Raw genomic sequence first — 22397 nt, forward strand, 5'->3', positions numbered from 1 at the left:
AAATTATCGGCGATGCCGCTCTGTGCCGAGACTTCACCGCACTCTTTAACCTCCCCAAGGTCCAGGTGAGCCCGGAGCGCCTCCGAATGGGGTAGGTTTGACCGAGCTGGCCTCCCGATTTACCTGGCCGCTGTTTGATTGTTCTCTGTTCAAAATCGACATCCAGCCTTCCGAAGGCAGAGGTCATAGGTTCGCGTCCGATCGGTGGAGCCCGTGAGGTTCTTGTCGGCGGTGTTGCCAGTGTAAGCGTTGCACGCAGCGGGATCAGCTCCACCTCCAAGGGCCTCAAGGACTCCAGAAACCGGTTCAAGAAGCGGAAATCCGGGCAGGATCCGGACACGGGACTTCCGATCGACCCTGATACCGGGCGCCCGAAATAATCAGGAGGCCGTGTCGCTCCACCCTAGGGCATGACCGATGAACTGGGGCAGCCAGACGAAGGTATAAATACCCCCCAGCACGAGGAAGCCGAGGCCCAAACCGTCGACAACGTCATGCGCCGGGGTTTCGCCCGTGGCAGCGACCACAAAGCACAGGCCCGCACCAGCCAGCAGGCCCAGGCCGAGCCGCCCCATCCAGCGATACCCCCTGTCCAGCGGCTTGTAGGCCGGATCCCGCCTCGCTCGAAAATACCGGTAAAGCGAAACCGCCAGAGCGGTGATCAGGCCCGCGACCGCGCCAATCCCCCCTGTCAAAAGCGCCAGTCCGGGAATGACCGAGAGGGGCGGAAGATCGCCTTGAACGCCCCCATATCCCCAGAACGCGATCCAGCACGCCGCAATCGTTGCGCCACCCGTCCTCAGGGCCAGTCCCAATACATGCGTCATATCCGTCTCCTTGAGTGGTTCGAGAGCGACGGTGTCCAAAAGGGTTCCCTTTTTGTACCTTAGCCTGAAATCGAAAAACCGGCCATCCGCGCAGATATCCACAAGGAAATTCCGCCTGTGTCCGGCCTGAAACCCAGGGGCGGCGCGCCTTTCAAAAGGGAACCCTTTTGGAAAGGAAAAAATGCCATGATTTCCGCTTGTCCGACGCAAAAACCGCCTCATGCTGAGGTGATGGGCGCACCCTCTTATATCGGCAGGAAAATCGGTTACATGCGCGTCTCGGATCAGGATCAGACCGAGGCGCTGCAACGGGATGCCTTGCAGGCCGCGGGATGCGCCGTCCTCTTTTGCGACCATGGGGTGTCCGGCGCGGCGGTGGCCCGCAGCGGCCTTGACGACCTGCTCGCCATGCTCCGCAAGGGGGATACGCTGGTGGTCTGGAAGCTGGATCGCCTGGGCCGGTCGACCCTGCACCTGCTGCAACTCCTCTCCGAGCTGCGCGACCGGGGCGTGGATTTTATCGCGCTGACCCAAGGGATTGACACGACAACCTCCATCGGGCGCATGCTCTACGGCCAGCTTGCGGTCTTCGCCGAGTTCGAACGCGAACAGATCAGCGACCGCACCCGCGCGGGCATGCAGGCCGCCCGCGCCCGAGGCAAACACATCGGACGCCCCCGGATCATCACCGCCGAACAGGCGCGCGCCTGCGCCCGACGCCTGCGCGAGGGGAGTGTCACCCTGGCGGAACTGGCCCGGGAACTGCAGGTCGCGCCCCAGACCGTGGCGAGGGCGGTGAAGGGGAACGAGTTGTGGTGAGGATCCAGTCAGTTCGCACTGACATCAAGTGAAATAATTCTCTAGGGTCTTGCATACCGTTTCCCGAACGTGTCAGAGTTGTTGAGCGATAGTAGCAAAATTGGAGAGGTGCGGGACGTGCGCGAAACAGCGGCAGCGGCAACGTTCTATGGTTGACTGGGCGGCGAGGTTTAGGAAGTGGCGTTCTCGCGGTGTATCGTGAAAAGTTTGGGAGCTATAGTCTGAACTTCACCGTTGCTATGGCATGGTTATGCACATGGCTTTATCTATCTGAGTCGGCTTGGGTTTTTAATCACGCCATTCATCTTCGACTAAATTGTGGGGACTTTTTCAGGCGCGCTTTGAACGTAGGGGGCTGGTTGTGACCAGGAAGTCCAAAGACTCTAACGGGAAACCGCTAAAGCTAAGAAATGCGGTTCTCTTCTATTCTGTCTGCCATGTTGGCTTTTTTCTCATCTATGTCGTTTTTTCGGATGAGTTTTCGGACAGCCGTTTATACTTACCCGGGGCGGTGCTTTTTTGTTTATGGCCATTTTTTTTATTGATTGACATCATGCGCGGTCGATTGCAGTGAATTTTTCAGTGCTTTGATTCTCTTGAGGTCGCCCTGCTTTTGTGTGAGCGATTCGCATTTATTTCTGATCTAGTTAAGGTTGAGGATTTGCATTGATTTCAGAACTAGTTAAGGTCGAGGGGGTTGGAATTGGCTTGGCTGGATAACATTGGTGGAAATCTCTACGATGAGATTCTGGGGAGAAACGAAGAGGGCGAAGCTAATTTTATTGGATATATGTCTTTTGCGACAACGTATCTTCACCAATTCGCGCCAGCTTCTCCGGTTATGTCATCTATTACCCTGTCCTATGACATTGCTTTTTCAGTCGGCGAACAAGTTTCGGACGGCCATCTGTCTGATCGCGATATTGCGCGTGTCGTGGGTGAAGTTGTGGGCGGCGTCGCGGGGGCGGCGGTAGGAACAAGATTTGGTGGTACTTTTGGGGGAGCCGTAGGTTCAGGTATTGGAAGCTATGTCGCAGGTTGGGCTTTTGAACGGTCCTATGATTATCTAAGTAACTTAGAAATTCCCGTAGCGGACAATGCCGTCAAGTCTTCTCAAGTTCTTTCCAATGGAGCCTATGAGGTTAGTCGGTACTATCTACATCCCTCCACGCGGGTCGACGGCGTTTGGGTTGATAGAATTCGTGTTGAAGTCACGACACATCATCCCGACGGAACTATTTCCAGAACATCGTATGACTATTACGAAGAACTCGGCGCCGGTGAAGAGCACCTTAAGCATGTTGCTAAGGCGTATCCTAAGGACCCTCCCCCTCCTCATCGTTTAGAGAGCTTCCGCTTTCCGGAAGACATCGCTTCGCCTCCGGGCTACACCCCCTTTGGGGACCTCAGTTTCGGTCCGCCCGGGGGCTTCACTTTCGGTGATGGGCTGCACGGTCTCGACCTCAGATCGTCCTTGGCTTTTCCGGCTAATCTGAGTTTGGGTGAACCCGTCACAGATGTACCCAAGCTCGGCGAAAGGGGCGAGGACTCCAACGACAATTCGAACTCCTATGACGGAAGCGGTGCAACCAGGACGGGGCCTGCTGGCGATGGAACTCGGTCGCCTGACGGTCTGACACATGGAAATGACGGATCGGGCTACGATTCGCGCACGGTCACGACATCTGACGGAACCGAAATTGGCTACGGCGACCATGAGCCACCGTCGAACGTTGTTGAAGAGTCGGAGTATCACGACCACGGCGGGCAGATTAACACGAACTACCCGCGCCCAATTCTTCTCGACCTGAACGGCAACGGAATCGAGATCACCGAGTTTTCGAAATCCACGACGTTCCTTGACAGCAATGGCGACGGCCTCGAGAACCGCACGTCCTGGGCGGCGCCGGGCGATGGCGTTCTTTTTTTCGATGCCGATGGCGACGGGGCGATCAGCGAAGCGCTGGAGTTCATCTTTACCGAGTGGGATCCAACGGCGCCCACCGATATCGCGGCGCTCAAGGCGGTGTTCGATACTGATGACGATGGCGATATCGACGCCAATGACCCGGCGACCTGGGATGTGAACGGCGACGGGGTGATCAATGCCTCGGACAAGCCTTTCGACTATTTCAAGGTGCTGGTCACCAATGAGGACGGCTCGCAGGAAGCCAAGACGCTTGCGCAACTGGGCATCACTTCGCTGAACCTGAACGAGGATGCCACCAACATAGAACTGCCGGACGGGTCGGTGATCACCGGCAAGGCGAGTTTCTCCTATTCCGGGGGTGGAACCGGAACCCTGGGCGACGTCACCCTGGTGGCCGATGGCCAGAGCTATCGGGTCACGCGCAGCGATACCGTGGCCAACGGTGAACGCAAGGTGATCCAGACCGGCTATGATGCCAGCGGTGCGGTCGCCTTTGTCTATACGGCGGTCAGTGCATTGGACGGCTCGGAGGTCACGAACTTCTACGACGACAATGGTGATGGCGTTGTCGACCGGGTTCAGATGATCGAGATCGCCACGACGGTGGGCGTCGAAACCGAACGGAAGGTCACCAATTACATCGGCTCGGAGGTTGCCACGGGCGTCCTGGTGAATGAAACCACGACGACCCGAAGTGTAGACGGAAGTTCGGTCACGATCCACCGGGACACCACGGGTGGCGGTTGGATCGACCAGGAGGAAACGCGGATCCTGCAGGCCAACGGAGCCTGGCATATCACCGTCGAAGACCTTGCCGAGGACGGCAGCACCATTCGCAAGACCTTCGAGACCTTGACGGCGTCAGGCCAACAAAGGACGGACCGGGTCGATCTGGACGGCGATGGCGACTGGGACGTCACCACGAACCAGACGCTTTCGACCACGCAGGATCCACGTACCGAGACATTCGTGGTCACCAATACCGATGGGTCAATCCGCAGGTCCCATACCGAGGTCACGAGTTTCGATGGCACGGACCGGACGGTAAGCCGGGACATCGATGGCGATGGGTTCACGGATGTCACGGAGGTGACCGACCTGTCCATCCTCGCCGATGGGAGCACTCAGACCGTCTACGAGGTTCTGAACGGGGATGGATCGCTGCGTCACGCGTCGACCATCACGCAATCGGACGACGCGCTGATCACCACTACGGTCTCCGACCTCGATGGTGATGGGGACACCGACCTGACAACGCATGACGCGACGGTGCTGAATGCGGACGGCAGCCGGATGCAGACGGTGACCAAGACCAATACCGACGGTTCCGTCCGGAGCAAGGTTCGTGTCGAGCTTGACGCGGACCAGGTTGGTATGACCCGCAAGGTCGATCTTGCGCAAGACGGTGTGTTTGATGCCACGGACCTGATCGACGAAGTTGTCGTGGATGCGGTCACATTGGAGCGCGTTGCCAGCCATTGGGATCGCAACCCGGATGGCAGTATTCGGGCGACCTCGGTGGAGACCACCAGCGAGGATGGTCTGTCCAAGACGACCGAGCTGGATTCGGATGGCGACGGGGATCTCGATCTGATCGTCACCGATGTCACGACACTGAATGCGAACGGGACGACAACCAGGATCGTCACGCGCGCCAGTCAAAACGATGATCTTCTTGGTGCCGATACCATCGTCTCAAGCGCGGACGGGCTCGACGTCACGACCAGCAGTGATTTGGACGGGGATGTGCTTGCCGACCAGGTCAGGAGCGTCACCTTCTCGAATAACCCCGATGGCAGCCGGTTGGAGACCGAACAGCTGTTCGCGGGAGATGGCACCACCTTGCTTTACAGTCACACGGTTCTCGAAAGCGCGGACAGGCTGAACGCGCTGACGACAATCGATGCCGATGGTGACGGGAACACGGACGAAACCCGTCAAAAGGTGATCGCCTCTGACGGAAGTTCGGTGACCACTGTGACCCGTTTCGCCCCGGACGGCACGACGATCGACGTCACACGGATCGAGACGAGCTCCAATGGCCTGGTCTCGACCACCTCTGTCGACCTGGACGGAGACAGCTTCGATGATCGCATTCAATTGTCTTCCACAGCCTTGCAGGATGATGGCAGCACCATCCTGACGAAGGAAATCCAGAATCGCGACGGCAGCACGCGCTCGCTGACCGTCCTGGAAACCAGCGACGACGGGTTGGAAACGGCTCTGGATCTGGACGCGGATGGCGACGGTGTGTTCGAACGCAGCACCGAGACCCAGACCGATCTGCTGAGCGGTGGCGGGACCTCGACCCTGGCCACCACCCGGGCGGCCGATGGCACAGTCTTGGGCAAGATCCGGACGGATGTCAGCGACGATGGTTTGGACCGCAAGGTTTCCCGTGACGCCGATGGAGACGGTGTCTTCGATCTTGTGGAGACATCCACGACCATACTGCGCCATGATGGCGGCACCGTGGATCGGTTCGAAGTCACTGACCGGGAGGGAGATCTGCGCAGGTTCACGCAGGTGATTGCCAGCGATAACGGGCGCTCTGTTGTTACGGAAAGTGATCTGGACGGCGACGGCGACTGGGATCTCAGAACCGACTATGCCATTGCGATGGATGGGACCGTGACGGAAACCACGGAGGCCCTGAACGCGAACGGGTCACTGCAATCGCGCACACGGTTGGAAACCAGCGACACCGGGTTGGTCCAGACCAGCCGGCTGGATCGCGACGGCGATCTTGCCTACGAAACCGTTGTGAGAACCCAAACCGTTCTGGGAGCGGATGGATCCCAGGTGACCACGACCGACTATAAAGGCACGAACGGGACCATCTACCGCCGCGACACACTGGATGTGTCCGGCGACGGGCGCGAAGTGGTGGAAACCTATGATCTGGATTTCGACAGCGATGCAGACCTGACGATCACCACGACAACGGACCTGGCACAGGACGGGACCGAAACCGTGACGGTCGAGGAACGGGCCGCCAACACCGACCTGCTGGCCGGGTCCACCAGCGTAACCTCGGCGGATGGCAGGACCTCGACCCTTTCGCGGGATGCGGACGGCGATGGCTTTGATGACTCGGTGACGGTGATTTCAGAAGCCGATGACGGAACGATCACGAAGGCCGCCACCTACTTCCAGGGGGAAAGCCTGCTCGGGACCCGGACCGCGACCATCTCTGCGGATGGTTTCACGACAACTCTGGATGTCGACACGAATGGCGACGGATTGGCCGATTATGCCATGCGTGACATCACCAGTCTGGCCGCCAGCGGGGTGACACGACGCGATGTCACGCACCTGGACGCGCGGTTCGAGGTGATTGCCTCCGCCACTTACCTGACAAGCACCAATGGAATGGCGGTCTCCGGCCGGATCGACCTTGACGGGGATGGCGTCTCGGATTTCCTGACCCGGGATGAGACCATTTTTGCTGAAGATGGCGCGACCCTGCGGGTCCAGACCACGCGTGACGCATCCTCGGCCCTCTTGACCGAAATCACAAACTACACCAGCGGTGACGGACTCTATTCAACGGTCTCGACCGACAGTGACGGGGACGGGACGGCGAACCGGATTTACACCCGCCAGGATGGCGCCATCGGCGGCTACGTGGAGACCTTGCAGCGGTATGCCGCCGGCTATGTGCTGACCTTTGAATCGATCAAGACCGTCAGCGACGATGGACTCGAGACCTCGCTGGCCATCGATTTGGATGGCGACGGCCTGTTGGATCGCGAAGTCGAAAGCAGTCTGGACGCAAACCAGGCGCTCACCACGCAGTATCGGGACATTGGCGCCGGTGGCTCCGTAGATGCAGAGATCACACGTGTGGAAGATGCCAACGGCATGTTTCGGCAGACGGTGCTGGACCTGGATGCGGATGGCATTGGAGATATCGAACGCAGCATAGATACCTCTTTCGAGGCAGATGGTGCCCGCAAACTGGTCATCCAGGAAATGATCGGCGCGCAACTGACATACGAATCCACTGAAATCACGGCCGCGGACGGCCTTTCCTCTGTGCGCAGCATCGACATGGACGGCGACGGGGATATCGACGGGTCCGAAACTTCTACCACCACGTTGCACGACGATGGTCGCCGGACAATCCTGCGCGAAGTTACCTATGCCAATTGCGACCTGCGCAGCCGGTCCGTGACCGAGATCAGCGCGGACGGACGGACCGTCCAACGGACGCTGGATTTTGACGGCAACGGGTTGCCGGACAAGACCATCGAGACCCAGGTGTTCGCGGACGGAAAAGAGATCACGACAACCCGGACGTTCGACGAATTTGGCGCCGAGACCAGCCGTTTCGTGGAAACGCTAGACGCTGATGGACTGGTCATGACCGAGCATCGGGGCGACCTGGTCCAGACCACGCGCTATGTGCCAGATGGCAGCGGCAGCTATAGCTGGGACAATGGCGGTGACGTTGCCAATGCCCAGATCAATATCTCCACGCATCATGAGGTCGATCCTTTCGGTGTCGAACACTGGACGCTGGTGATCAGTAGCCCCGGAACGCCGGAGCCCTGGCTGACCTACACACACGGGTATATCTCCGAACTGCTCGACCTGACAGCGCCGGATCCCGAAGTGGAGACTTATTCCACATCGCTCGACCAGAAGACCAAGGCCGCGATCATCGCCGAGGCCGAGCGGCTCTATGACACCCTCCTCGACCGCGATCTTGACGCCTACGAGCTGGAAACGCTGGTCTACTATATCGCCGATGGGCAACTGGATGCCGAGCAGCTTGCCAGCGACCTGATGGGCTCTGGCGAATTCACCGCGCGCTATGGTGAGGAACTGACCGATGCGGAATTCATTACCCAGGTTTTCCTGAACAGCTATGGCCGCGCTCCCAGCCTGGATGAGCTGGACACCTATCTTCAGGCGCTGTCGAATTTCGACACGAACGAAGAGGAAGAAGAACCTTCGCTTCCGGCCGGGGACCCGGAGGATCCGATCACCATAGCGGGGATGTCACGGCAGGATCTGGTTCACCATATCGCGGACTCCTCGGAACATATCGTCGTGGGCAATAGCCACCGGATCACGAACAACTTCGACGTGGTCATGAACCCGGCGGAATTCGAGCGGGTGCTTGACCGGACCTATGTCGAGGCGTTGGTCACGAACCTGGTCGACGTCATCTATGATCGGGCGCCCAGCACGCAGGAACTGGCCGAGCTGACGGACCGTTTGATGAACGGCCCGGCAGACCCTGAGGGCACGCCGGAGACGCTTGAGGACCTGGCCCTGGAATTGCTCGCGCTCGACGGTGACGTTCACGGCGTTGAGACCGCTGGCCTCGGCGGGCTGACCAATGCGCAACTGGTCACCCAAGCCTACTGGAACGGGCTAGGTCGCGCGCCCACTGCCGCCGAACAGGCGCTGTGGGAAGGTCACCTTGACTCGGGTCGGATTTCCAAGGCGCAGTTCGCGGTTTCATTGGCACAAAGCGCCGACCACCTCGCGACCGGCAACGCTCATATCGCCCCCGCATTGGCGACGATCAATCAGCAATCCGGCGGGGCGGGCGCCCAGAACCTGGCCGGGACTACCGGGCAGGATTCGCTGGATGGAGGAGCCGGAGACGACACCCTGGTCGGGAACAATGGTGCTGACCTGTTGATCGGTGGCGGTGACTCGGATGTTCTCAACGGTGGCAACGGTAGCGATCTTTATCGATGGGCGCCGGGCGATGGCAACGACACGATCTCGGATGGTGGGCAATCGCTACTCGAGGCTGACAGGCTGGAACTGTCCCAGGTGCTGCCGGGACAGGTCACGCTGACGCGTCCTTCGGGCACCAAGGACCTGGTCATCTCCATCGACACAGGCCAGGGGATCGAGACAATCACGGTGACGAACCGTTTTCAGGACGCCACACACGGTAAAGGGATCGAAGAAATCCTGTTCTCCAACGGCACGGTCTGGTCGCTGGACGACATATTGGCCGCGACCAGTTCCGAACCGTCTGCCCAAGGAGGGAATGTCGGCGGCACCGATTTCGATGACAACCTCGTCGGAGACAGTGGCGCCCAGAAACTGACCGGTGACCGGGGCGATGATACGCTGACCGGCGGTCTTGGGGACGATACCCTCGATGGTGGTGAGGGAAGCGACATCTATCGCTGGGCCAAAGGCGATGGAAACGACACGATTTCGGAGGATACGACCAAGTTGATCCCGGATCCGGAAGATCCTTTGGGTCCGGAGATTGAGGTCGATATTGCTGACGCAACCGACTGGTTGGAATTGGCCGATGTCGGTCCCGAAGATGTCGCGATGCGACAGGTTGGCGATGATCTGAAGATCTACATCTCGCCACCTGGCGAAAGCACCGAAACCATCACGGTCAAGAATTTCTTTGCCGGCTCCACGCAGGGAGCAACAAACAGCCTGTCCGGGATCCTGTTTCCGGATGGGACCACCTGGTCGCAGGCGCAGATCTTCGAACTGGCCTCGGTCTATGGCAACGCAAATGCCAATACTCTGACTTCCGGAGGGCGCGACGATCTTCTGGAAGGCCTGGCGGGTGCGGATACGCTCCAATCCGGTGCTGGCGACGATACACTGATCGGCGGGGAGGATAGTGATCTTCTCCAAGGTGGAAATGGTCACGACAGCTATGTTTGGTCGCGCGGAGATGGCGACGATACGATCTCGGATTCCGGGACGTCGCTTGTCGAAATCGATACACTCCTCCTTGAAGATGTCTCGCGGGGGGATGTCACACTGACCCGTATCCCGGGCAGCGACGATTTGACCGTCACGATCGCAGGGCCGGATGGCGGCACCCTCCTGGTCAAAAACCGGTTCGAGCATACGGATGAATTCCGGGGCATTGAGGCGATCGAATTCGGCGACGGGACGCGGCTGGAACTCGACGATATCCTGGCCCTGACGGAAACGCGGGGGGACGCCACATCGGAAGCATTGAACGGGACCGGCTACGGCGACAACCTCCTCGGCTTCGGTGGAAACGATACCATAAACGCGGGTTCCGGCGACGATATCGTCGAAGGAGGAACTGGAAACGACAGCCTCCTCGGCGGAAATGGCAACGATGCCTATGTCTGGTCACCCGGCGATGGCAGCGACACGATCAACGACAGCGGGCCTGCCGGAGAAACTGACGCCTTGCACTTGAATGGTGTTGGGCTTGATGAATTGACGCTCTCCCGGTCCGGTGACGATATCCTCGTAACCATAAGCGGGTCCGGCGAGGTTATCACGATCAAGGACCGCCTTGCGTCTGCCTCCACGGGCAAAGGCATTGAGCGGATTCTCCTGGAAGATGGAACCGTGTTGGACGTGCTGGACGACGAGGCGGCACAGGAGATCAGCATCGGGACAAATACCGCGGACACGCTGTCTGGGACAGGGGTGGACGATTTCATCGATGGCCTCGACGGAACGGACGTCCTGAATGGCAACGGCGGTGACGATACGATCGACGGTGGATTGCACCAGGATACACTCGACGGCGGCAGTGGCAGCGATACCTACCTCTGGGCTTTCTGGGATGGAAATGACCAGATCGTCGATACTGGTTCCGATACAACCGAGATAGACCGCCTGGTCCTGACAGATGTCATGCCCGGTGACGTGGAGCTGATACGCGAGGCGGCGAGCAACGACCTCAAGATCCTCGTTACACAATTCGGCTTGACCAGCACGATCACCGTGACGGACCGGTTTGCCCAGGCAAACCTTGGGCTGGGGATCGAAGAGATCGCATTCCAGGACGGTTCGGTCTGGAACCTGGACCAGATCCTTGCCAACACCTCGCTCACCGGCACCGCGGGTGCCGATACGCTGAGCGGCACGGAACTGAGGGATGTGATCGATGGCGGCGCGGGCGATGACAGCCTGTTGGGCGGCGCAGAAAATGACACGTTGATCGGTGGGGCCGGGAGCGACACGCTTGTTGGCCAGGCAGGCAGCGATACCTACCGTTGGTTGGACGGCGATGGCGCCGACCTCGTGCATGACGGAGGAAGCGCCTCGGACGCCGACATCCTGGCACTGGGAGATGTGGCGCCGGGAGAGGTTTCCCTCATACGTGATCCAAACAGCAACAACCTGACCGTGAGAATCGTCACCTCTTCGGGTTTGACCGATATCGAAATCTGGGACCAGTTCCGCAACCCGACGGACGGGCGCGGGATCGAAGCGATCACCTTTGACAATGGTCAGACCTGGACCCTGGAACAGATACAGGACAGGGCCCGGCTCTTTGGCACATCCAATGATGACGTCATCGACGGCACCGCGTACCGGGACTATATCCTCGGCCTGGAAGGCGCAGACACACTGGACGGTGGCGATGGCAACGACACTCTCGACGGTGGCGCGGGAGCTGATTCACTTGTCGGTCGTGACGGTTCCGACACCTACGTATGGCGGCGGGGCGATGGCAACGACACAATTACGGATTCGGGACTGCCCGTAGCGGACGCGGATGTCCTCTGGCTGGAGGAAATCGCTCTTGGAGAATTGGCTCTTCAACTCGGAACCGATCCAGATGACATGGAAGTTGTTGTCGATGGCGGGAGCTTCGCGGAGACCATCCTCATCCGAAACCAGTACGATGGATCGGAAACGCGTGGGATCGAGGCGCTGATCTACGGCGATGGCACGATTTGGACCAGGGAGAATTTCACCGGTGTCTCGCGTACGGGCGCCGAGAACGCCGAACACCTCGATGGCACCGAGGGCAATGACACGCTGAACGGTCTCTTGGGGGCAGACTCCCTATACGGACTAGGTGGAGCGGATATCCTCGTAGGCGGCGCCGGTGACGACCTGGTGGATGGCGGTGATGGCGCAGACCTGCTTGGCGGCGGAGCCGGCCGGGACTGGCTGCTGGGGCGGGCCGGAAACGACACCTTGTTCGGTGCGGATGGTGCGGACACACTCGATGGCGGTGAAGGCAACGACAGCCTGTATGGAGATGCCGGTGCGGATGCGCTGGACGGTGGGGCGGCGGATGACACGCTCTTCGGCGGTGACGGCGCAGACACCGTTGAAGGCGGTGGCGGTGCAGATGTCATCGACGGTGGGGCCGGTGATGATCGCCTTCTCGGTCAGACAGGCAATGACACTCTCTATGGTCAGGGAGGCAGCGATACGCTTCTCGGGCATGGTGGCAACGATCTGCTCTATTCCGAAGTCTGGAACTACAAGACCGATCCTGTCGCCATCGAGTTTGTACAGTACTACGGCGCGGCAATGGCCCGCGATCCGGATCAAACCGGCCACCTCAATTGGGTCAACCAGGTGGTCAACGGCTCGTTGTCGATGAAAGAGGCTGCGGAGCAATTCCTTGCTTCGCCCGAGTTCCAGGCACAGGGGGTAATGACCGACGAGGAGTTCGTCACCTATCTCTACATCAACGGGCTTGGCCGTCAACCTGACCCGACCGGGTTGAGTACCTGGACCACGCATCTCGCCAACGGGACGAAGACCCGTGCCGAGGTTGTGGTCGGAATCGCGCTCAGCGCCGAAGCGGATGGCTATTGGGCCGATGCCGCCCTGCTCTTTACCGATGCGGGTTACCAGGCGGCCTATACGGACGATCTGTTCCGTCTCTACACGGCCTTGGTAAGCGGCGATCCCAGTACGATCGACCTGGACACTTACCTGCGCGAGACGCTCGATCTGGCACAGGGCAAGAGCTTTGGCGAACTTGTCGCTGAGTATGTCGCTTCAAGCGCCTTCCAAAGCAGTTATGGCGCGCTTGGCAACCAAGCCTTCGTCGAGGCCATGTATTCAGAGATTCTGGGGCGCAGCGGAACATCGCAGGAAATCCTTGATGGCACCACAGCGCTCGACAACGGCCAAACAAGGGCAGAATTCGTCGAAGCGATGGTCCAGAGCGACGAGTTCGTCGCGGCGACGGGCACGGATGTCTATAACTGGGTCCGGTCGAACAGCTTCGACGATATTCTCGACAGCGGTTCCGGTGATGACACGGTCTTTGGTGGCATCCTGATGGACCGCTACGTGATCCGGGCTGGTGACAGCGGGACGGACACCATCGTCGGTCTCGAAGACTGGGACCAGCTTGTCTTTGCGGATTTTGGCTTCACCACTGCCGCGCAGGTCCGGGCCTTGCTCACGCAACAGGGCGAGAACGTCGTCTTTGCCAGCGGAGGCGTCACGATTGTCTTTCTGCGCAAGCAATTGTCGGATTTCAACGACGACAGCATGTTCGTCTTCACCGTCTCCCCTGCATTCGATCCGGACTGGCGGGACAATGGGCAGGGTTATTTCAAGGTGGACGGAAGTGCCGGAAACGACTCGCTTTATGGCCATGTCGAACAGGACATCCTTTTCGGTCTTGGCGGAAATGACGAGCTGAATGGTTCGGAAGGCAACGATATCCTCTACGGCGGGGATGGCGTTGACACGCTCTATGGTGACGAAGGTCATGACATCCTGATCGGCGGCGCCGGTTCCGACCAACTGCGCGGCGGCACAGGCATTGATGTCGCGCAATACACCGACGCGCCCTCGGGACTGACGATCGATCTCGCCAACACGGCGTTGAACACAGGTTATGCAGCCGGTGACAGCTATTTCGGGATCGAGGAAGTCCGAGGAAGTGCTTACAGTGACAGTCTTTCTGGTGACATGACCGATGACACACTGCATGGCGATGCTGGGGCGGACACCTTGGATGGTCGGGATGGAAACGACAGTCTGACTGGCGGCGCCGGCAATGATGTACTGACCGGCGGCGCCGGAGCCGACACGCTAGATGGTGGCGATGGCCTGGACTTCGCACTCTACTACGCCGCCGACAGCGCCTTTGTCGCTGACCTGCAAATCTCGGCAAACAATACTGGTTCTGCCGCAGGGGATGTCTATATCTCGGTGGAGAACCTGACAGGCGGAAATGGCGACGACACTCTCCGCGGCGACACCGGCAGCAACCTCATCCAGGGACGGGGCGGCCATGACCAGATCCACGGTCGCAGCGGCAACGACAGTCTCGACGGCGGCACCGGCGATGATGTCCTCTGGGGTGGCGCGGGAGCCGATACTTTGAACGGTGGCGATGGCACGGACCGTGCCCAGTATTACACCACGGATAGCGGATTGGTCGCGGATCTGGCGACGCCTGGGAACAATAGCGGCGCCGCGGCCGGCGATATTTACATCGATATCGAGAACCTCCACGGCGGGGGCGGTGACGACACCCTGTATGGTGACGATGCCGAGAACGTTCTTTGGGGCGGCCTTGGCCATGATGAAATCCAGGGCCGCGCGGGCGACGACCTCCTGTCCGGCATGGACGGCAATGATAGTCTGATCGGCGGCCAAGGGGCGGATACGCTGAACGGCGGGGACGGTGTGGACCGGGCGCAATACAACACCGCGACAACGGCGGTGCGGGCCGATCTGGCCTCTCCGGGCGTCAATACCGGCGAGGCAGCCGGAGACAGCTACATCAGCATCGAAAACCTGCATGGCGGCAATTTCTCGGATATTCTTTCCGGGGATGGATCTGCCAACACGATCTGGGGTGGCGGTGGTGACGATACGATCAGTGGTCGTGGTGGCGACGACATCCTCATCGGACATTCAGGTGCCGACACCTTCCGTTTCACAAGCGGATGGGACCACGATCAGATCAATGACTTCGAAGATGACGTCGACGAGATCCTGTTGTTCAACATGGGCTACGCCACGGTTCAGGATGCCCTGGCAGATGCCTCGCAACAAGGCAGCGACGTTGTATTCGATTTCGGGAACGGCGATACGCTGACAATCCTCAACGTCACGCTGGCTGATTTGCAGGACGATATCCTGTTGCAGTAAACCCAGTCGCCGGGGCCGCGCTTGCGGATACCCGGCGAATTAGCCGGTTACGGCGGACCCTATTGCAATGCGAACCCGCAATGAAACTGCCTGGGCGTTTAACCGGCCTCGAGTTTCTCGCCAGCCTCTCCAACAAGTTTCGCCGAACTCGTCATTTCCCCTTCCAATCGCTCCAGATCGCTGAGTGCCCGCTCAATCTGTTCCTTGTCCCGCTCGTTCGGATCATCGAGCTTGAGCGCCTCCTGCCCTCCGAAATCCATCTCCATCTGCCGCTGTTCGTCCGCGAGGACAGCAGCGCGGACAGGCCGGGACGCCGCAGCAGGTGCGTCATGGACGGCCAAGTTTTCACCGGCTTCCGTAAGACCCATCCTGGCCTCAAAGTCACGCTCCGTCAGACCTGATCCTCGTGGCGCCGTGGGCATCGCCCGGACACTCAAGGGCAATTCCCCCATCGGAGGGACCGGCCCCTTCGGAAATGGAAATTCCCCCTCCTGAGCCGCATGGATGCCCTTGAAGAACGGATCCTCGAAATACACCACCCGCTTGGCCCGGACCGGCATCTGCGCGTCGACTACGACGACGATCTCGTCGAGCGGCAGGCGGCGTGCCTCATCCTCGGGCAGGAGCGAGACCTCTTCGGTCCGCTCCGATTGGCTGCGGCCCTCGAACGGGTTCTTGCCGACCGCGCGGGATCGGGTGACGACGGTCTTCGTGGTCTTGCCAACCGCCTTGCTCAACTCCTCGACGGTCTTCTCGTCCGAAGGCGTCAGGTAGAGCTTGATCCCGGCATTGCCCTGCAGGGCCCGCCGCGTGTTCTCGCCGTAGATTTCGTCGATGGCCGGGATGGTCTGGGTGACCACCGCCAGATGCCCGCGATAGGCGCGCAGCACCTCGATGCTCTCGGCCACGCTCGGCATCTTGCCGAGCCGGTTGAACTCGTCGAGCATGATCATGACCGGCCAGGGTTCATCCGGACCCGGCTCCTTGTGCTGCAGCGCCGAAAGCAGGTCCGAGAAGAAGAGCCGGATCAACGGTGCCAGCGGCTTCACCATAAGGGGTTGCACGACGAGGTAGACGCTGAATGGTTTCTTGCGGATCGTCCGGAAGTCGAAATCCGAGACTGCCGTCGCGTCATCGATCGCCGGGTTCTGCCACTGATCGAGCCCCGAGGTCATCAGGAGCGAGACATAGGAGGTCAGCGTGTCGTTGTTAGTCGACGCCAGCCGCGTGAAGATCAGCCGCGCCGCGGCGTTCTGGACCTCATGGGCGCGCGCGAGATATTCCTTCTGCTTCTGCCCGCCCGAGGCGGCGATCCGGTATATCTCTCCGAGCGTCGGCCGGCGACGCTGGAAGGCCAGGAGGCCGGCGGCGACAAAAAGATCGATCCCGCCCTTCAGGAGGCCCTGCACGCGGTCATTGTCGTTCTGCAGGAAGAGCGTGGCCAGGAGCTGCAACTCCATCTGCTGGCGCGCCGGGTCCTTCAGCTCATAGATGCGCAAGAGTGGATTGTAGCGATGCGTGCGCCTGTCCTCCCAATCCGTGGGCGCGAAGCGGAACACCGCGTCGCCCTGCGCCGCCCGGTGGCGGGCCGAGGCCTCGAAACATTCGCCCTTCACGTCCAGCACAACCGCCGAGCCCTGCCAGGTCAGGAGGTTCGGGATGACAAAACCGGTGGTCTTGCCGCGCCCGGTTGGCGCCACGATCAACGCATGCGGAAAGGTCCGGGAGCAGAGAAACGGCGCCCGCGAGCCGGGCTTGCCCAGCTTGCCGATGATGAAACCCGTGCCCGGCGCACCGAAGAAGCCGTTCCGCTTCATCTCGCGGCGGGTCTGCCAGTGGGTGTAGCCGAAGCGGGTCAGCGCCGAACCCGACATCGCCAGGCTCATCATGAGGCCTGCGACCCCCGCCCCGCCCATGATCAGGTTGATCAGGCGGAAATCGTCGGGACGGGCGGCTCCGATCGTCCGGTAGTTCTGGGCGATATAGAAGAAGTCGATCTCCGCCCGGAAACCCAGGTCCCGGAACGTCACGACAGCCGAGGCGATGACATAGCCGATCAGGGTGGCGACGAGCGTGACCAGCACCACGCCGAGGGCGAGGCGGCCCTTTCCGAACCCTCCCATCAATGGGTCTCCCCACGCTCGGATTCCCCGTCAACCAGATCGGCACGGTGCAGTTCGAACTCCCGGTCGGCGATCTCCTCGACCACGGCCCGGGTCGCCTCGCTGTTGGCGGTGGATTCATCCGACTGCAGGTAGGTCTTGGCGGCATAGAGCCGGTCGAGACGGTCTTCGATCCGGGTCTTCAGCACGTCGACGTCCCCCTCCCGCACACGGTCGATCTGCGCCGCGTCCAGCTCGCGCTCAACGGCGTCGCGGTAGCTCAGACGGTCCCCGTCATCCCGGAACGGCGCGTGGAGGTAGCCCGCACGTTCGTGGTCGATGACCCTCGCGATCTCGTCCGGCAGGCGCTCCCCACGGGCGACCTGCCGGCCGTCCGTCCTTTCCGACCCGAGCGCGTCGCGCATCTCGGCCTCGCGGCGGACCTCGTTGATTGCTGCCGTATCCCGCGCCTCGACGACGTCGGCATAGGTCACGCCGAGCCCGCGGGCGAGATGCGACGGCATGTCCGGATACCGGTCCCGGAACCCCTCGGTGACGGCCTCCGCAACGGAGGTCCGGACCTCGCGTCCCGCCATGATCCGGTCGACCTCGCGGGCGATCTCGCCGGCCCGGGCCTCGTCGGTGATGTGCTCCCTGTAGGGCTCCGACCGGTCGATCACGTCGCCCGGGCGCGCGAGCAGCTCCGGATGCGCCTCGAGCCAGGCGCGCTGCTCGGCCTCGATCCGGCGTTCCGCGCTAGAGACCACCTCCCAGTCCCGGTCTTCGATCTGCTGCCGGGTCAGGCCGTCCGCGCGCATCTCCTGCCGGATGGTCTCTTCCATCTCCCGGGCTGCCTCGCGATCGAAGTGGAACCGCTCCGGGGCGACCTCCTCTTCCATGACGCCGTCCTGGCGCAACACGCCCGCCCGCTCCAGCGCGGTGCCGAGCTGCACATGGGCCCGGTTGAGGACCTCGCGCGCTGTCTCAAGATCGGCGTGACGCTCGAGATTGAGACCATCCTTCTCGGCAACCCGTACCAGATCGTCCGCGATCCATTGCCGCTCGAGCGCGGCATTCTGCGCACCTGTCTCCATCCGCGCGACCACCACCGAAGAACTGATCCCGGTCCCCCGCAGCGCGGTATCGACCTGCGCCCGGACCTCCGGATCGCGCAGGCGGTCCAGCCGCGCAGCATCGATATTGGTCTCCGAATAGACCCCGCCGTCAGAAGGTTTCTCGGTCAGGGTGACGGACCGGAGTCCCAGCGGCTGCATATGTGCCAGCCGCGACTGGATCTCGTTCAGACTCTTCTCGAGTCTCGGCCGCTCCGCCTCCGACTTCTCCGAGATCATGTTCTGAACTCGCTCGACCTGGTCGGCGTAGCGGGTTCTGAGGTCCTCGAAAGATTGATCCTCGGCCATGTAGACGCCTCCTTCCAGATTGAGTTTGCCGCCCTTCGCCAGGAGCGCCCCGGCCCGGAACAGGGCATCGGCGATGTCCTCGCGGTTTTCCCTCGAGGCCTCCGCGGCGAGCGAGTGATAGATGATCCGCGTGTTGGCGATCTCCGCCAGCGCGCGATCCAGATCCGCCCCGACACGAGGACGGGGTTCCGCCACCCTGCCCTCTTCCTTCGCCGCATAGACTTCGCGGGTCCGGGGCGGGTAATGCACGACGCCCCGATCCAGCCGCCTCGTCGCCTCGAGCCGGACGCCGAACCTCTCGGCCTCCTCGACCATCGCGAGACGGAAATCGTCGTAGTTGAACCGGTGGTCGCGGCCGAGGAAGAAGAACTCGCCCTCCTGCGATCGGCGGTTCAAGACTATATGCGCGTGGGGGTGATCCCGGTCCTCATGGACCGCGATGATGTAGTCGAAATGTCCCTCGTCGGACTGGAAGAACCGCTCGGCGACATTTGCCGTGATGTCCCGGACATCCTCGCCGCGCGTGCCGATCGGATAGGACATGAGCATGTGCGTCGTCTGCCCGAGTTTCGGCTTGAACCCGGCACTCCAACGCTTGGAGAAGCGGTCCGTGAGGTCCTTGATCTCGCGCGCCTCGAGCCTGGTCTTGCCGTCCAGGAACCCGCTCGAGTCGACGATATGGGAGGACTTCGTGGTGAGGTAATCGAGCTGGTTCCTCAGTTGGGAGCGGGTCATGGTGCCCCCGCCCCGGATCGCCTTGAAGACTGCCGCCCGATGACCCGCCGCGGCGCGCACGAGTTGCTTCTGCCGGGACGCTTGCAGCCCCTGCATCGAGCCCCGGATGCGGCTCCAGCCATCCCGGAAGATCTCCCCGGTGACATCATGGACAGCATCATTCAGCCGCATGTGCGAACTCCCTCAGAGCGGAGGTTGCGGAGAGCCGCATGCTGTCCCGGCGACGACGCAGGAGCAGGTCGATCTCGTCAGCGGAATCGAGCATGAACCGCGCCAGCCCGCGCATCTGCGCAAGGCGCAATTCTGAGAATTCGGTGCCCGCTCCGCCTTCACTTCCCTGCCCCATTTGGTTGGCCTTGGTCATCTGCTTGGCGATCTGCACGACACCGTTGCCGACCTCGTGCAGGGAGGCCCTGTAGCGAGCCAGTTCACCCGCCAACTTCGCGTCTGGAACGAAGGTGCCCCCGGCCGCCTGGATCAGCCGTCTGAGCCCTTCCGTGCGGGTCTCGATCCCAGCCGTGGCCAAGACCTCATCCAGTGCGGCGAGCTCTTCCGGGGTCAGCTTCACCGTTACCGCGGCCGTCGCCACGGCCGCATCCCGCTGGCGATCCGCGTCCGCTTTCAGGGTGTAGCGCACCGCTCGAGCCGTAACGCCGAACCGTTCCGCCAGCTCCGACGTCGAGACCCCATCCGCGGCCTCACGGACGATCTCCGCCCTCTCGAGCTCGGTCAGTCTCTTGGTCCGGGTCATGCGGAAGAAAGCCCCCCTATTTCCTGCCACCTTCATTCAAGGTCGCCCTCATCATACGAAACTATATATCACGGTCAATGCAATATTATCGCAGATTGCCGGCAGGCGACCTTGAATTCCGTTTCAGGCCGAGCACCGCAGGTGCGAGGCCCGGCCAGAAGGGCCCAGGAAAACCGACACTCTCCACCTGCCCACCGATCGCCCTTCTGTCATGCCCGCGCCCGAGTTTCGGGCCGAACACGCATGTGTTCGGACGGAAGCGTGGGGCGGTGCATAATCCCCCCCCCAACGGGGCTGACGGACAGGGTCAAGGGCGAACAGATTTGGGTGCCCAAATCTCTGCCGGAAAAACCGGCGGGCGCAGCCCGGCTGTTATTCCGGATGGCCCCCTTGAGGCTGGCCGGCAGACCTGTTCCAGGCGATCTCTGATGTCCCCGTCAGGACCGCGCGGTCCTGACACCTTCCCTGGGACACCGGCCGAAGGCCCTGTTCCAGGACCTGGCGCAGCACTCCCTGGAACAGGGAAAGGGCCGCCCGTGGGCGACCCATCCTCGTCAGTGGATTATTCCTGCGGTTCCTTCGAGCTCGGCGGGAACATCACCAGCTCCTGGACTGCGACGGGGAAGTCGAGCTTGAGGCTGAAGAACTCCGAGCCGCCCCCGTTGCGGGTGTTGCGGAACATCGCGCCGACGCGCTGGAAGCGGGTGCGTTCCTTGCCGTCGTTGTCGGTGAACTTGACGGGAACGGTGGCGACGTAGTGGTTGGTCATTTGGGTCTCTCCTTTTTGCGATGGGGATCGACCGGCACGGGGGACAAGGGACGGGCGCAAACGCAAATGCGGAGGGTTCGCGCCCGGTGGGCGTGGAAACCGTATTTGTGTTTGCCGGAGCGCCAGCGGAGGGAACGGACGGCCCGACCCCGTGCGATCCACATGCATAGCAAAGAGGAGAGACCCGGATGTACAACTTGCTCCTCAGCCGCCACCGGTCCTGTCGAGTATATGAGATATGGAGAGGTCCGGATCGCCCTAATCCAACGTGGGGGTGAAATGGTTCGCTCGCGCCCGGTGGGCCCGCCCGCGTTCTTCAGCCTCGAGCGCATCGCCGGTCTCGCGCTCCCGGGCGGTGATGAAGCTGCGGGTCAGCCAGCAGGGTTGCCGACCGGGATTGGGCGCCGACAACGTGCGGCGCGGTCGATGCGCTGCGCCCGCCCCAGAGATCTGCACCCGAACGGGCGGATCGCGGGATTTCTGGCGCGCATGAGGGCAACCCCGCCGGATGGCTCCGGAGGAGACGGCCGCCGGGGTATGCCGCTCAGCGTGTCCAGGGAGCACCGTGTTCCGGGTGGAGGCCGGCACGGCCGGAACCTGCGAGCGCGGTGACGGCGGTGCAACCGCCGGCAGGGGCCCGTCATGACCACAAATCGCTCACGGATCATCCTGGTCACCCGACCGCGTGGTCTCGGCCAGTTGCAACGCGGAGCAGCCCCGCCCGGCCAGGGGCCGGGCGGGGCTGCTCTTGTGGACGGTATCGCAGCCGCCGGTCGCATGGATGTCGCAAGGATGAAGAGGCAAGGCTCACCGGGCAACGGAGCCGCCCGGTGAGCAGTGACGTTCAGGCGAAGAGAGACTCGCTGACGTGCCCGCAATGCGCGCAGACCTCCCGCCAGTGAAAGTTGACGCTCCCGCCATCTATGGTCTGCCAGTCCGTCCGCGACGCGTCTTTGCCGCAGGCGGTGCAGGGAACGACATAGCCGCCATCATCGTCATGTTGGCACCCGGTGGCCGTTCCGGCCTCCGTGATACCGGTGTGGTCGCACTGCTGGCAAAGGTCGCCCTCGGTCTTGGTCTCGTAAGCCATGGTCTTGTCTCCAGATGTTCGGGGACCACCACGTGAGTGTGGTGGCATGGCCGAATGCCTGGTTTCCGAATCTGTCCGGGTCAGGGACGGCGCA

General features: G+C 61.4%; 8 protein-coding genes. 2 read left to right on the top strand and 6 right to left on the bottom strand.

All coding sequences use genetic code 11. The annotated features are described in order from the left end of the window. Positions 1 to 380: 380 nt before the first annotated feature. Positions 381 to 827 carry a hypothetical protein gene (locus PVW46_RS24175; RefSeq protein WP_274578036.1) on the bottom strand — a complete coding sequence of 149 codons (447 nt, stop codon included), beginning with the start codon at positions 825 to 827 and terminating at the stop codon, positions 381 to 383. Positions 828 to 1097: 270 nt separating this feature from the next. Here PVW46_RS24175 and PVW46_RS24180 point away from each other — a divergent pair, with 270 nt between their 5' ends. Further along, positions 1098 to 1646 carry a recombinase family protein gene (locus PVW46_RS24180; RefSeq protein WP_274578038.1) on the top strand — a complete coding sequence of 183 codons (549 nt, stop codon included), beginning with the start codon at positions 1098 to 1100 and terminating at the stop codon, positions 1644 to 1646. Between the two features lie 703 nt (positions 1647 to 2349). Beyond that, positions 2350 to 15435 carry a DUF4214 domain-containing protein gene (locus PVW46_RS24185; protein ID WP_274578040.1) on the top strand — a complete coding sequence of 4362 codons (13086 nt, stop codon included), beginning with the start codon at positions 2350 to 2352 and terminating at the stop codon, positions 15433 to 15435. Positions 15436 to 15533: 98 nt separating this feature from the next. Here the strand turns inward: PVW46_RS24185 and PVW46_RS24190 are convergent, their stop codons facing one another. The 5 genes from PVW46_RS24190 to PVW46_RS24210 all read right to left on the bottom strand — a co-directional run bounded on the left by PVW46_RS24190 (position 15534) and on the right by PVW46_RS24210 (position 22303). Next, positions 15534 to 17558 (bottom strand): type IV secretory system conjugative DNA transfer family protein, encoded by a 2025-nt coding sequence (locus PVW46_RS24190; protein WP_274578042.1) that lies wholly within the window; start codon positions 17556 to 17558, stop codon positions 15534 to 15536. After that, positions 17558 to 19864: a relaxase/mobilization nuclease domain-containing protein gene (locus tag PVW46_RS24195; protein WP_274578043.1), complete on the bottom strand. Its 2307-nt coding sequence runs from the start codon at positions 19862 to 19864 to the stop codon at positions 17558 to 17560. The genes PVW46_RS24190 and PVW46_RS24195 overlap by 1 nt, the downstream gene beginning before the upstream one ends. Beyond that, on the bottom strand, positions 19851 to 20444 hold the full coding sequence (locus tag PVW46_RS24200; protein WP_274578044.1) for a helix-turn-helix domain-containing protein: 594 nt from the start codon (positions 20442 to 20444) through the stop codon (positions 19851 to 19853). The genes PVW46_RS24195 and PVW46_RS24200 overlap by 14 nt, the downstream gene beginning before the upstream one ends. Before the next feature lie 562 nt (positions 20445 to 21006). After that, positions 21007 to 21213: a hypothetical protein gene (locus tag PVW46_RS24205; protein WP_274578046.1), complete on the bottom strand. Its 207-nt coding sequence runs from the start codon at positions 21211 to 21213 to the stop codon at positions 21007 to 21009. 844 nt (positions 21214 to 22057) lie between these two features. Further along, entirely contained in the window at positions 22058 to 22303 is a 246-nt protein-coding gene (locus PVW46_RS24210; RefSeq protein WP_069211084.1) for a hypothetical protein, read from the bottom strand. Positions 22304 to 22397: the final 94 nt, after the last annotated feature.

The sequence above is a fragment of the Mameliella sp. AT18 genome (assembly GCF_028807275.1).
Taxonomy (GTDB): domain Bacteria; phylum Pseudomonadota; class Alphaproteobacteria; order Rhodobacterales; family Rhodobacteraceae; genus Antarctobacter; species Antarctobacter albus.